Source organism: Variovorax sp. CF079 (genome assembly GCF_900101545.1).
GTDB lineage: Bacteria > Pseudomonadota > Gammaproteobacteria > Burkholderiales > Burkholderiaceae_C > Variovorax.
In genome coordinates this window covers 1-12492 of sequence record NZ_FMZU01000044.1, presented here as the reverse complement: position 1 = coordinate 12492, position 12492 = coordinate 1, and the positions used below count along the sequence as shown (strand labels likewise).

Here is a 12492-nt window from a genome sequence, read left to right as displayed (position 1 = left end):
CTCGCCGCGAGATGAGGCGCCCAGGGTGCGGCTGGGGGCTGAGGGCGGGTATCGACAGGCTGCGCTCGGGATGACCAGCCTGCTCTGCAAAGTCGACTTCAGACTGAAAGCAGACATTTCGGCGGTTGGCCAGAAGCAACTTTCTACAGGCGTAGTAGCGGATCCTCAACGCTGGACTGGAGCAGCAGCTGCATGCATGTCGCGTGGTGCCTCTCGCGTCCCCCGTCACAAGAATGATGCGGTTCGGGGGCGAACGCTCGTTCGTTGCTGTGCTTAGGCCAGCGACGTCGTTGCCGCCTGCCTTCGCAGCATTGCGCGGCGGCTTCGGCCCGTAAGGGAACTTACGTGGGATCGACCCTCTCGCGTCCTTCGGGGCCCGCAATCGGGGGTGGCAGAGGCGGAGAAAAGTCCGACTGCACTCGGTCAATGTCGGGGATGCCTCGATACCGAAGCACTCGATACCCGGCGTTTTTGAGCTGAGCGTCGCGCTTGTCATCGCGGGCCCTCTTGCCGTCGTGGCTGCTGTCATCCAGCTCGACGATCGCGACGACTTTGAAGGACTTCTCGCAGATCACGAAGTCTGCTCGTTTCCTGTCGAACGTATTGCGTACTGCCGTGGACCTGGCAGACAGCAAGGCACCAAACGAGACCTGCGAAAGCACGATGAGATCCGGCAGCGCACCTTGAAGCCGAAAGTACATCGACTGTTCGTTTCGCGTGAGTGGCCACATAGCGCGCGGGGCCTCCTCGCGACCTCTGCCACGTGGAAACAGCTTGGCGAAAACCAGCACGGCCAAAAAGCCAAGCGCCATCACGATCACCCAAGAACCGAATCCCTTCATCCACGCTCCATGTATGTTGTTGCGCGACGGAGTATGCGATGAGTGCTTGCGTGGGCTTAGCTTCTCACGCGAACAGGGTCCAGAACTGTGACAGCTTGCTCGATTCCGTCGCGTCTGGATTGATCGCGGCCGTCGGGAGGGCGTGAAAAACGGGCGCTTCGCCAAAGTTGCCACGCTTGCGACCTCTTCGTGCAGTCGCACCGCTACCTGCTGTTGGCACCCAATGCAACAATGCAGACCCACTTCTCGCGTGTCCGATGCCTGCATGATGAACGATATGGATTCCAGCGGTGCCGCCTGCGTTGCGCCATCGCGATCTTGGTCGAAGCTGGCCGCTGTGGCGATTGGACTTTCGTGTGTCAGCGCACAAGCCATGCAGATTGCCATCACCAAGCCGGGCGAGGCCGCGCGGTTCTTGGACATGGACAACTACACGGTGCAGCTGTCCGGCCTCATTGAGAGTGGCGATGCCAGTCGCCTCGAGGGCCAACTCAAGTCGCTGCAAGCCCCAGGGCGAATCTTCTCTTTCTACCTCCACTCGCCTGGTGGCAACCTCATGGAAGGCATGAGGCTTGGGCGCGTGATTCGAAAGTATGGACTTACGACCTATGTAGGGCGGTACCGCGGAGAGGGCGAAAAGTCGCTGTCCGGCCATTGCTACAGCGCATGCTCACTCAGTTTTCTTGGTGGTTCCTATCGCTATGTCAACGAAGGATCGAGCTATGGGGTGCATCGATTGACCACGCTCGACGGCAAGATGGTGGACCTTTCGGCCCGGGAGCTGAGCCTGCTCGAGGTGCTGCTGCAGCGCGCGGGGCGGCCGGTCAGCAAGGACCAGTTGGTGGAGCGCCTGTGCGGATGGGGCGAGGAGGTGAGCCTCAATGCGATTGAGGTGTACATCCATCGCCTGCGCAAGAAGATCGAAAAGGGGCCGGTGCGTGTGGCAACGGTTCGCGGGCTCGGCTGCTACTACCTGGAAAAGATTTCGGCCTGAGGTTGCCCGACGCAGGTTGGAGTTCATCGCATCGGTTGAGCCTGAAAACCGAGTGCGAGGGTAGTACGTCCGGGAGCGACGGCGAACGCTTGGCGCTCGTGACCGCGAGAGCTCTGACCTTGCCGGCCTTCACGAAGGTGATCGCCGGACCCAGCGCATCGAAAATCACCGGCACCTGTCCGCCCACCACGTCCGTCATCGCCGGGTCGCTGCTTGTACGTTCTTGTCAATGGCGATATTGCCGCGGACCGATCCTGCGCGAGCGTATCGTTTATGCACCCCCTGCATCAATCGTTCTGAATCTTGCAATTCACTTCGTCCTGCCAAGGCGCGAGACTCGTTCGCAAGGTTCCTCAGATACAGGAGCCGCAACCGGAGACAAGTGAGTGACTTTTCAAGCTGAAGAACTTCGTGCCTGGATCGGACGCAGCGAGACCATTCAGGACGCTGTTAACCCGACGCCCGTCATCGCGCTGACCGCCACGCTGGATCACCCTTCGGTGCCCGTCGAGACCGGCACCACCTTGCCGTACCTTTGGCATTGGTTGTATTTCCTGCCGATGCATCGACAGTCGGAAATCGGCGCCGATGGGCACGCCAAGCGCGGCGGTTTCCTTCCTCCGGTGCCGCTGCCGCGCCGCATGTGGGCCGGCAGCCAGTTCGAGTTTCGCTCGTCCATACGAGTCGGTGACCGGGCCGCGCGAACCTCGACCATCGACAACGTGACCGTCAAAGAGGGTCGCACCGGCACGCTTGTCTTCGTCAAGGTCAGGCACGAGGTGCGTTGCAACGACAGCAGCGATCCGGCGCTCGTCGAGTACCACGACATCGTCTACCGCGAGGCGCAGGGCCCGAACGATGTCGCTCCACCCCCGCAAGCCGCGCCTGCCGAAGCCCAATGGAAGCGCTCCATCGTGCCGGATGACGTGCTCCTATTCCGCTATTCGGCGCTTACCTTCAATGGCCACCGCATCCATTACGACCGGCAGTACGTTACCAAGGTCGAGGGCTATCCCGGCCTGATCGTGCATGGCCCGCTGATTGCGACGCTGCTGATGGATCTCCTTCGGCGCCAGATGCCGCAAGCCGATGTGGCCAGCTTCCGATTCAAGGCGGTGCGCCCGACATTCGACCTGCATCCTTTCCATCTCCAGGGACAACCTGAAGCCGACGGAAAGACCATCCGGCTCTGGGCCTCCGATCACGAAGGCTGGCTCACGATGGACGCCACTGCGGTCCTACGCTGATCTCCTTCAACCCACCCAACTTCGGATAGAGCACCACATGCAGCCACTCAAGGGCCTCACGGTCGTCACGCTGGAGCACGCGATCGCAGCGCCTTTCGCCACGCGCCAACTCGCTGATCTCGGCGCACGCATCATCAAGATCGAACGACCAGGCTCGGGCGACTTCGCCCGAGGCTATGACGAGCGCGTGCACGGGCTGGCATCGCACTTTGTCTGGACCAATCGTTCCAAGGAGAGCCTGACGCTCGACGTCAAGCATCCCGAGGCGGCCACGATTCTGGAACGGCTGGTACTGGAGAAGGCAGATGTCGTCGTACAGAACCTTGCGCCCGGCGCCGCTGCGCGCCTTGGCCTCGGTTATGAAAAGCTGTCCGCCGCAGAGCCGGGGTTGATTGTGTGCGACATCTCCGGCTATGGCGACGACCCGATCAACCCCGGGCCGTACCGTGACAAGAAGGCCTACGATCTTCTTATTCAGAGCGAAGCGGGGTTCGTCTCGGTCACCGGCACGCCCGATGAGCCGTGCAAGGCCGGTCCATCGATCGCCGACATCGCCGCAGGCATGTACGCGTACAGCAGCATTCTCGCGGCGCTGTTGCAACGCGGCCAGACCGGCAAGGGGCAGCGCATCGACATTTCCATGCTGGAGTCGCTCGCCGAATGGACCAGCTATCCGCTGTACTACGCCTTCGAGGGCGCCGCACCACCGCCGCGAACCGGCGCCAGTCATGCAACGATCTACCCTTATGGCCCGTTCCCCACGGGTGACGGCAACATGGTGATGCTGGGCCTACAGAACGAGCGCGAGTGGGCCAGTTTCTGCGAGACGGTGCTGCAGCGGCCGGCGCTGACGGCCGACCCTCGCTTCACAGCCAACTTCAAGAGGGCGGCCGAGCGCGACGCGCTGCGCAGAATCATTGTGGAAGCCTTCTCGTCCCTGACCAGGGTACAGGTGGTCGAACGGCTCGAACTCGCGCAAATCGCCAATGCCCAGGTCAACACCATGAATGATGTCTGGGCCCACCCGCAACTGAAGGCACGCGGGCGTTGGACGGAAGTCGGCTCGCCGAAAGGTCCGCTGCCAGCCATGTTGCCGCCCGGCACCTGGGACGTGGGGCCGCGCATGGACCCCGTGCCGGCACTCGGGCAGCACACCGACGCAATCCTTGCCGAGCTGGGCTATGGCGCGGCCGAGATCGAGGCGCTGCACGCGGCCAAAGCCGTCTGAGGTGGGCATCATGTCCGTTGCTTCCCATATCCCTCGCACCTACCTCTTCGTTCCGGGCACGCGGCCGGAACGCTTCGCCAAGGCACTGGCAAGCGGCGCGGATGCCGTCATACTGGACCTTGAGGACGCGGTCGCAGCCGACGACAAGGCGCTTGCCCGCCAGGCGATCGCAGACTGGTTCCGTTGCGCATCCGCGGGCGACCGGACGCGCACGGTGGTGCGCATCAACGATGCCGCGTCGCCATGGTTCGATGACGACCTGACGGCGTTGCGCAAGGCCGGGGTCTGCAGCGTTCTGCTGCCCAAGGCCGAGTCTGCACAGCAGGTCGCGGCGACTCTCGCCGCGCTGCCTGGAGCCAGCGTCCTGGCACTGATCGAAAGCGCGCGCGGGGTGGCCGGAGTCGACATCGTCGCCGCCGCGGGCGTGTCGCGCGTGGTGTTCGGCACGTTGGACTTCGCATTGGACCTGGACATCGAGATCGACGGCGACGCTTCGGGTCTTGCCTACGCGGCCAGCCGCATCGCGATTGCCTCGCGCGTGTCAGGCCTGCCGGCGCCGGTCGCCGGTGTCACGCCCCAGCTGGACGATCGCAAGCGCCTGCTGGCCGATCTGGCTTCGGCACGCGCTGTGGGCTTCGGCGCCAAGCTGTGCATTCATCCGAGCCAGGTCGAGCCCGTTCACACCGCGCTGAGACCCGCCGCAGCAGCACTGGAATGGGCGCGGCGAGTGCTAGCAGCCGATGCAGCGTCCCCGGGCGCTGCGCGGCTCGACGGCCGCATGGTCGATCGACCTGTGGTCCTGCAGGCACAACGCACGCTGGCCATGGCCCGCGACTGAACCTACCCTCAACATCAAGCCCAGAAAGATCCAACACCATGGCCTCCACCATCATCGACTCGCGCATCTTCGGCGACATGTTCAGCGACGCGCGCATGCGCGACGTGTGGTCTGACGAGAACCGGACTGCCAAGTACCTCGACATCGAACGTGCGCTCGCCAAGGTGCAGGGCGAGCTCGGCATCATCCCCAAGGACGCGGCGAACGAGATCGTTCGCAACTGCGAGATATCCCAGATCGACTGGGCGAAGCTCAAGGCCAAGACCGAGCAGATCGGCTACCCGATCATTGCGGTCGTCAACCAGATCAACGCCAACTGCCGCGACAAGCTGGGCGAGTATTGCCACTGGGGTGCTACCACGCAGGACATCACCGATACGGCCGCGGTGCTGCAGATGCGCGAAGGCCTCGCATTGGTCGAGCAGGATCTGGACGAGATCGGAGAAGCACTGGCTGCGCTGGCAAAGAAGTACCGCGACACGCCGGTGATCGGCCGCTCCAATCTGCAGCAGGCCACACCGATCACCTTTGGCTACAAGATGGCAAGCATCCTGGCCGGTATCGACCGTCACCGCGAGCGTCTGCAGCAGCTCAAGCCACGGGTGCTGATGGGCGAGTTCGGCGGCGCGTCGGGCACGCTGTCGTCGCTGGAGAAGGGCGCGATGGAAACACAGGCCGGCCTGATGAAGGAACTCGGCCTTGCCCAGCCGCTGATCTCCTGGCACACGGTGCGCGACACCATCGCGGAGGTGGGTGCCTTCCTTGGACTGGTGGGTGGCTCGCTCGGCAAGATCGCGATGGACGTCAAGCTGATGATGCAGACCGAAGTGGCCGAGGTGTTCGAGCCTTTCGCACCCGGCCGCGGCTCGTCGTCGACCATGCCGCAGAAGCGCAACCCGATCTCCTGCCTGTACATCCATGCCAATATCTCTGTGGCGCGTCAGCATGTCGCTGCACTGATGGATGCGATGGTGGCCGACCACGAGCGCTCGACGGGCCCTTGGGAGATCGAGTGGGTGTCCTTGCCGGAGATTTTTTGCCTGATGTCCGGGGCGTTGAAGCAGACCAAATTCATCCTCAAGGGCCTGGAAGTCGACGCCACACGCATGCGCGCCAACATCGACCTCACCAACGGCCTGGTGATGTCTGAAGCCGTGATGATGGGGCTGGGCCCCTATATCGGCCGCGAGTACGCACACGATCTTGTGTACGACCTGTGCCGCGACGCGATCAGCAAGAATCGCCCGCTGATCGAGATCCTGTCCGAGCACCCGGAAATCAGCAAGCACGTGACGCGGGCCCAGCTCGACGCGATGTGCGACCCTGTCAACAACCTCGGCCAAGCCGGCGTGATGGTCGATCGGGTACTGGCGGCGCGTCACTGAGCCTTCAAGCCGAAGCGCGCTTTCTCCCGGCCTGAACGCGCCTGCCCTTCATCTCGGAGAAGAACTCGAAGAACTGCAGGGCGGCCGGCGAGAGGATGCGGCCCTTGCGCCGAATCAGGCCCACCTTGCGACTGACGACCGGTTCGACCAACGGGACGCTGACCAGCAGCGGGTGATCGGCGCCCGGCATGGCGATCGAGGGGACTGCCGCGACGCCGAGCCCGGCTTCGACCAGCCCGAGCATCGTCGTGACATGCTGCGCCTCGTAGATCGCTTGCGGGCGCCCCGGCAGACCTGACAGCGCCTGGTCCAGCAGCAGGCGGTTTCCGGACGCCTTGCTCACCGAGATGTAGTCGTACTGCGCCAGTTCCGTCCAACTCACCTTCCGCTTGCCCGCGAGCGGATGGTCGCGCCGGCATGCGGCGACGAAGCGCTCCTCCATCAGCGGCTTGAACTCGATGTCGGGTTCCTGGCCCCCAATGAAGTTCAGCCCAAAATCCGCCTCGCCGCGCGACACGGCGGCCAGCACCTCGTTGGCGCTCGCATCGAAGACCTTGACCCGGACCTTCGGATAGCGCTCGTGATAGCGCGAGATCACCTGCGACACGAAGTAGTAGACCGTCGATGGCACGCAAGCGATGGTGACCTCGCCCATGCGCGTTGCAGCCACGCCGCGGATGCCCAGCAGCGTGAGGTCCAGATCGTCAAGCAGCTGCTGCACCTTCCGGTCGAAATCGCGCCCGACCGCCGTCAGGCTCACCCGCCGCGTGGTCCGCTCCAGCAGCCGTACCCCGAGCGCTTCTTCCAGCTTCTCGATGCGCCTGCTGAACGCGGGCTGCGATACGTGCAGCGCTTCGGCCGCCTTGCGAAAGCTGCTCAGTTCGGCGACGGCGCGGAACGCCTGCAGGTCGTTGAGGTTGAAGTTGATCGCCATCGTCTCGTCCCGCGAACATGTTTGACTGATCGACAGTGTGCATCAATCGATCCTAAACATGCAATTCACAGCATGCATCGAACCGGAGACCATAGGTCCACGGTCAAGGAAGCGACCTGGATGCCAATCTTTCAACTATCGGAGACATCAATGCAATTTGGTAACGCACCCGTCCTGTGTGCCCTGGCCTCGGCGGCCGCGATCTTCTGCAGCAGCGCGCTCGCCGCCTATCCGGAAAAATCGATCACGATCGTCGTGCCAACCGCTGCCGGGGGCGCCAACGACGCGATGGCGCGAGTCATCGGCCAGGCACTGTCGGCTGCTCTCAAGCAACCGGTCGTCGTCGACAACAAGGCAGGCGCCAACGGCGCGATTGCCAGCGAGTTCGTCATGCGCGCCGCGCCGGACGGCTACACGCTGATGCTGGGCTATGTCGCCACGCACGCGATGAATCCCGCACTGCAGAAGCTGCGCTACGACCCGGTGAAAGACTTCGAGCCCGTGGCCATGGTCGGCACATCGGCGACGCTGATGGTCGTGACCCCTTCCGTCAAAGCGAACAATGCAAAGGAACTGGTCGCCGCGCTCAAGGCCGCCCCCGACAAGACGAGCTACGCGTCTGCCGGCAACGGAACGGCACCGCATTTCGCCGCGGAGATGTTCAAGCTGTCGACCGGCACGAGCATGCTTCACGTGCCGTACAAGGGATCGGCGCCTGCGATCACCGACACGATCGGCGGCCAGACCCAGGTGATGTTCCCGAGCCTCTTCACTGCCATGCCCTACGTGAAAGCCGGCAAGCTCAAGGCGATCGGCGTAGCCGGTACCAAGCGTTCGCCGCAGATGCCGGACGTGCCGACGCTCAAGGAGCAGGGCGTCGACAACGTGGATGTCTCGCAGTGGTACGGCATCTTCGCTCCGGCCAAGACCCCGAAGCCCGTGATCGAGCAACTCAACAAGGTGCTCAACGCAGCTCTGGCCGACAAGGGCGTCATCAAGAAGCTGGAGGATCACGGCGCCGAGGTGGAAACCATGACTTCCGAGCAAATGCGCACCTATGTGCAGCAGGAGCAGGTCAAGTGGAAGAAGGTGGTCCAGGCTGCAAAGCTTTCGGCCGACTGAGATGAGCAGAACCATTCCCTGCGTGCTGATGCGTGCGGGTACTTCTCGCGGCCCATTCTTCCTGCGGGAGTGGCTTCCTGAGGACGACGAGGAGCGCGACCAGGCGCTGATCGGGGCGATCGGCGCGTCCGATCCGCTGCAACTCGACGGCGTAGGAGGCGGCAGCAGCCTCAACAGCAAGGTCGCTATCGTTTCGCGTTCAAAGGAACCGGGCTGCGATCTGGACTACCTGTTTGCGCAGGTGGGCGTTGGACACCGCTCCGTCGACACCCGCCCGAACTGCGGGAACATGCTTTCCGGTGTCGCGCCTTTCGCGATCGAGCAGGGGCTGGTGGAGGCGCAGGATGGCATCACGCAGGTGCGCGTCTTCAACGTCAATACGCGATCGCGCATCGATGTCACGGTCAGGACGCCCGGCAAGCGCGTCACCTACGAGGGAGACGCGCGCATCGATGGCGTGGCCGGTACGGCTGCACCGATCCTCCTGAACTTTCTGGACGCGTGGGGCGCGGTGACAGGCAAGGTATTTCCGACCGGTCGGCGGATCGACACGATCGACGGCGTCGAGGTGACCTGCATCGATGCGGCGATGCCGCTCATGATCGTGCGCGCGCGTGACCTGGGCGTCACCGGCGGCGAAAAGCCCGCGGCGCTCGATTCGAATACGGTACTGCTGGAGCGGCTTGAGAAGCTGCGTCTTCAGGCCGGCCTGTTGATGGGGCTCGGGGACGTGTCGGGCAGCGTCATTCCCAAGCCGGTGCTGGTCAGCGCGGGAGACTCGCCGGACAGCATCACCTCGCGCTACTTCACCCCGCGCCGTTGCCATGCTTCGCATGCGGTGACGGGTGCGATCGGCGTTCTCAGCGCCTTCGCACTCCCGGGCACCGTCGCCAGCGCCTCTGCTCGCGAGCCAGGCCGCCACAACCTGGTTCTCCTGCACCCGGCAGGGCAGATCGACGTGGAAGTCGAACTCGAAGGTCGGGCGGACGATGCGACAGTAAAGGCGGCGGCGCTGGTGCGTACCGCCAGAAAGATCATGCAGGGCGAGATGCAGTTGCCCGACTATGTCTTCACGCGGCCCGAGGCCGTTGCGCGTCGGTCGGCCACGTTCCCGTGCAAACCGATCACCATCATCGTGCCGACCCGTGCGGGCGGGGGCAACGACACGATGGCCAGGATCATCGCGGCCGAACTGAAGCCGCTGCTCGGCCAGGAAGTTCTCGTGGACAACCGGGCCGGCGCAAACGGCGCCATCGCGAGCGAGTATGTGGCCAGGGCAGAACCGGACGGCCACACCCTCATGTTCGGCTACGTGGGCACCCACGCCATGAACCCCGCACTCCAGAAGCTGGGTTACCACCCCGTCAAGGACTTCGAGCCGGTCGGGCTGATCGGATCGTCGCCGACCCTGATGGTGGCCAACCGGCACGCCGGCTTCGACGATGTTCGCGGCCTCCTGCAGCGTTTGCGCAGCGGGCCGGGCAGCATCAGGTACGCGTCGGCCGGTGACGGCACGCCGCCGCACTTCGCGGCAGAGCTGTTTCAACTCAACACGGGCACGAAGATGGAAGGCAGAACATACGAAGGAGCGGCGCCTGCCATCGTGGACACACTGGATGGCCGCACACAGGTCATGTTCCCAAGCTTGTTCACCGCACATCCTTTCATCCTTGACGGCCGGCTCCGCCCGCTCGCCGTCGCGGCACCAGAGCGTCTCGAAGCAATGCCTGCAGTGCCTACGCTGTCGGAATCAGGCATCGAAGGGGTCGATGTTTCGCAGTGGTACGGGTTGTTTGCTCCGGCACGCACCTCGCCCGCAGTGATCACAGAGATCAACCGCGCCCTGAACGAGGTTCTCGCCAATCCGCAAGTGGTTGCCCGTTTCGAACGCCAAGGCGCCCGGGTCGAGGCCGGTCCGCCCGCTGCACTGCGAGAGCGCGTTCGGCACGAGTTCGGTCGTTGGCAGGACGTGGTGGCCGAGGGCGGCCTCGCGCCGCAAGACATCCGCCTGCTGGCGGCGGATTGATCGGCCGAATCACCCAGACCCGGCATTCGTTGCCGAACCAACTTGCGGCACGTTGCCGCAATTCCACCGCCGGCGTTGCAAGGCGCAGGCAATCCTCGTTCGTCCCTTGGAGACAGTTGCTATGCGTACATCCTTGATCACTTTTGCGGCACTGGCCGCTTCGGGCGCTGCTTCGGCGCAGTCGTCCGTGACGCTGTTTGGCGTCGCTGATTCGGCAATCAGCTACTACAGCGTGAAGAGTTCGTTCTACAACAACAGGGGGGCACTCCCGCCGCTGTCGGCTCTCGCCGTGCCAGAGGCGAAACGATCACAAACTGCCTTGTCGAGCGGGGCCAACGCGTCGAGCCGCGTCGGCTTCCGTGGCACCGAAGACCTGGGCGGGGGACTGGCGACAGGGTTCTGGCTCGAGTCAGGCATCACCCAGGACAGCGGCGCGACCGCTTTGGCTGCATTCAGCCGTCGCTCGACGGTGAGCCTGTCCGGCGGATTCGGTGAAATCAGGCTGGGCCGGGACTATGTTCCGACCTACTGGAACGAGAGCGTGTTCGATCCGATGGGCGCAGTCGGCGTCGGCGAAAATCTCATCAAGAGCATCAGCGGAAACATCGCCACGGCGCGCGGCCCGGGCTCCGCCATTGCCGCGAATGACAACGCGATCCGGGCGTCCAACAGCGTGGGTTACTTCCTGCCGCGCGACCTCGGCGGCTTCTACGGTCAGGTCATGTATGCCCTTCCCGAGAACGTGAAGTACAGCTACCTGTCCGACAGCCCGTCGCAACGTGGCCGCTACTACGGCGGGCGCTTCGGCTATGCAAGCGGCCCGTTGGATGTGGCATTTGCTTATGGGCAGAGTACGGCTGCCGACACGTTGGTGATAAGCGAAGCAGGGGTCGTGGCCGGGACGCGGCTTTCGGAGAAACTGCGCACGATCAACCTCGGTGCCTCCTACGATTTCGGTGTCCTCAAGCTGATGGGCGAGTTGTCGCAGGTCAAGGACAAGGCTGAGACCACCACCGCTCCCTTGAGTGCCGGCAGACTCACCTTCAAAGACGATGACGAATACAACGGCGCAATGATCGGCATGACGGTACCCGTCGGTGCTGGCGTCATCAAGGCGTCGTACGCTCGCGTCAAGTTCAAGAACGACCTGGGTTCCGCCGCGCCGACGTTGCTCGCACCGGACCGCGACGCGTCGGTGAACAAGCTCGCGCTCGGCTACGTCCACAACCTGTCGAAGCGGACCGCACTCTATGCCACGGTGGCTCGCGCTCGGATCAAGAACGGACAGAACAATCCTGCAATCATGGCCGTCGGGCTTGGAGGACCTGCCTTCTTGTCTACGGGGTCGGGCGTGGCGGGTTTGGCACCGCGCAGCGCTACGGGCTACGACTTCGGGCTGCGCCACGCATTCTGACGTCAAGTGTGGCAGCGTGATGGGGCTCTTGCTTGAGCCCCATCGTGCCGATCAATCGCGGAAGAATGACGTTGACATGCACCTTGAAGATGTCTGCAATACCAACCCCAAGCGGCATTGAAGGAAAAAACGCCGAATGCCCGCATGGCGTCGGGAGGGAACGAGATGAACATCAGGTGCGTGCCGTCTGGTGAGGGGGCCAAGGAGCGGGCAGATGGCCCCCGGGTCGTTTTCCGTCGCGGCACTGAAGCTCCTCTGGGAACCGGGGCCGATGCCGAAGTAGCTTTGGAAGGTCTAAGCCGTGCAGTTGATGTGATCGACGCTCCGGCAGCGACCGACGGGGCGCGCGGCTAGTTTGCGCATTTATTAGGGAAATGCTGATTAAAAGGTCGCGGCGGGCACGGCCCGTGCATGCGTGAAGACACCGCAAATCACAGCAGCACCGAGATGAACCAACGCAGC

The 12492-nt window shown here is 63.6% G+C and carries 11 protein-coding genes; 8 read left to right on the top strand and 3 right to left on the bottom strand.

The features are described 5' to 3' along the window. Nucleotides 1-341: 341 nt before the first annotated feature. Nucleotides 342-842 carry a DUF2726 domain-containing protein gene (locus tag BLS74_RS33090; RefSeq protein WP_093112210.1) on the bottom strand — a complete coding sequence of 167 codons (501 nt, stop codon included), beginning with the start codon at nucleotides 840-842 and terminating at the stop codon, nucleotides 342-344. A 373-nt stretch (nucleotides 843-1215) separates the two neighbouring features. Between BLS74_RS33090 and BLS74_RS35450 the strand changes: the two genes are divergently transcribed. Further along, complete coding sequence (locus BLS74_RS35450; RefSeq protein WP_244504140.1) at nucleotides 1216-1836, top strand: winged helix-turn-helix domain-containing protein; 621 nt, start codon at nucleotides 1216-1218, stop codon at nucleotides 1834-1836. Here the strand turns inward: BLS74_RS35450 and BLS74_RS35690 are convergent. Beyond that, a complete protein-coding gene (locus BLS74_RS35690; RefSeq protein ID WP_093112208.1) occupies nucleotides 1721-2035 on the bottom strand; it encodes a tripartite tricarboxylate transporter substrate-binding protein in 315 nt (104 codons plus the stop codon). The two genes, BLS74_RS35450 and BLS74_RS35690, sit on opposite strands and share 116 nt — an antisense overlap. A 187-nt stretch (nucleotides 2036-2222) precedes the next feature. Between BLS74_RS35690 and BLS74_RS33075 the strand changes: the two genes are divergently transcribed. The 4 genes from BLS74_RS33075 to BLS74_RS33060 are packed head-to-tail and all read left to right on the top strand — an operon-like array spanning nucleotide 2223 to nucleotide 6534. After that, nucleotides 2223-3083 (top strand): HTD2 family dehydratase, encoded by an 861-nt coding sequence (locus tag BLS74_RS33075; protein ID WP_093112206.1) that lies wholly within the window; start codon nucleotides 2223-2225, stop codon nucleotides 3081-3083. Between the two features lie 37 nt (nucleotides 3084-3120). Continuing rightward, a complete protein-coding gene (locus BLS74_RS33070) occupies nucleotides 3121-4311 on the top strand; it encodes a CaiB/BaiF CoA transferase family protein (protein ID WP_093112204.1) in 1191 nt (396 codons plus the stop codon). Nucleotides 4312-4321: 10 nt separating this feature from the next. Then, nucleotides 4322-5149 (top strand): HpcH/HpaI aldolase/citrate lyase family protein, encoded by an 828-nt coding sequence (locus BLS74_RS33065; protein WP_093112212.1) that lies wholly within the window; start codon nucleotides 4322-4324, stop codon nucleotides 5147-5149. Between the two features lie 38 nt (nucleotides 5150-5187). After that, nucleotides 5188-6534: a class-II fumarase/aspartase family protein gene (locus tag BLS74_RS33060; protein WP_093112202.1), complete on the top strand. Its 1347-nt coding sequence runs from the start codon at nucleotides 5188-5190 to the stop codon at nucleotides 6532-6534. Nucleotides 6535-6538: 4 nt separating this feature from the next. Here BLS74_RS33060 and BLS74_RS33055 read toward each other — a convergent pair whose 3' ends face one another. After that, entirely contained in the window at nucleotides 6539-7468 is a 930-nt protein-coding gene (locus tag BLS74_RS33055) for a LysR family transcriptional regulator (protein WP_093112200.1), read from the bottom strand. A 150-nt stretch (nucleotides 7469-7618) separates the two neighbouring features. Between BLS74_RS33055 and BLS74_RS33050 the strand changes: the two genes are divergently transcribed. The 3 genes from BLS74_RS33050 to BLS74_RS33040 all read left to right on the top strand — a co-directional run bounded on the left by BLS74_RS33050 (nucleotide 7619) and on the right by BLS74_RS33040 (nucleotide 12030). Continuing rightward, complete coding sequence (locus BLS74_RS33050; protein ID WP_093112198.1) at nucleotides 7619-8590, top strand: Bug family tripartite tricarboxylate transporter substrate binding protein; 972 nt, start codon at nucleotides 7619-7621, stop codon at nucleotides 8588-8590. 1 nt (nucleotide 8591) lies between these two features. Next, nucleotides 8592-10616, top strand: coding sequence for a 4-oxalomesaconate tautomerase (locus BLS74_RS33045; RefSeq protein WP_093112196.1), 2025 nt, complete (start codon nucleotides 8592-8594; stop codon nucleotides 10614-10616). A 121-nt stretch (nucleotides 10617-10737) separates the two neighbouring features. Then, entirely contained in the window at nucleotides 10738-12030 is a 1293-nt protein-coding gene (locus BLS74_RS33040; RefSeq protein ID WP_093112194.1) for a porin, read from the top strand. Nucleotides 12031-12492 lie beyond the last annotated feature (462 nt).

What these genes read in the sequence shown, in the direction of transcription:
- BLS74_RS33090 (WP_093112210.1), bottom strand. Translation starts at nt 842, where the DNA reads ATGAAGGGATTCGGTTCTTGGGTGATCGTGATGGCGCTTGGCTTTTTG.
- BLS74_RS35450 (WP_244504140.1), top strand. Translation starts at nt 1,216, where the DNA reads ATGCAGATTGCCATCACCAAGCCGGGCGAGGCCGCGCGGTTCTTGGAC.
- BLS74_RS35690 (WP_093112208.1), bottom strand. Translation starts at nt 2,035, where the DNA reads ATGACGGACGTGGTGGGCGGACAGGTGCCGGTGATTTTCGATGCGCTG.
- BLS74_RS33070 (WP_093112204.1), top strand. Translation starts at nt 3,121, where the DNA reads ATGCAGCCACTCAAGGGCCTCACGGTCGTCACGCTGGAGCACGCGATC.
- BLS74_RS33065 (WP_093112212.1), top strand. Translation starts at nt 4,322, where the DNA reads ATGTCCGTTGCTTCCCATATCCCTCGCACCTACCTCTTCGTTCCGGGC.
- BLS74_RS33060 (WP_093112202.1), top strand. Translation starts at nt 5,188, where the DNA reads ATGGCCTCCACCATCATCGACTCGCGCATCTTCGGCGACATGTTCAGC.
- BLS74_RS33055 (WP_093112200.1), bottom strand. Translation starts at nt 7,468, where the DNA reads ATGGCGATCAACTTCAACCTCAACGACCTGCAGGCGTTCCGCGCCGTC.
- BLS74_RS33050 (WP_093112198.1), top strand. Translation starts at nt 7,619, where the DNA reads ATGCAATTTGGTAACGCACCCGTCCTGTGTGCCCTGGCCTCGGCGGCC.
- BLS74_RS33045 (WP_093112196.1), top strand. Translation starts at nt 8,592, where the DNA reads ATGAGCAGAACCATTCCCTGCGTGCTGATGCGTGCGGGTACTTCTCGC.
- BLS74_RS33040 (WP_093112194.1), top strand. Translation starts at nt 10,738, where the DNA reads ATGCGTACATCCTTGATCACTTTTGCGGCACTGGCCGCTTCGGGCGCT.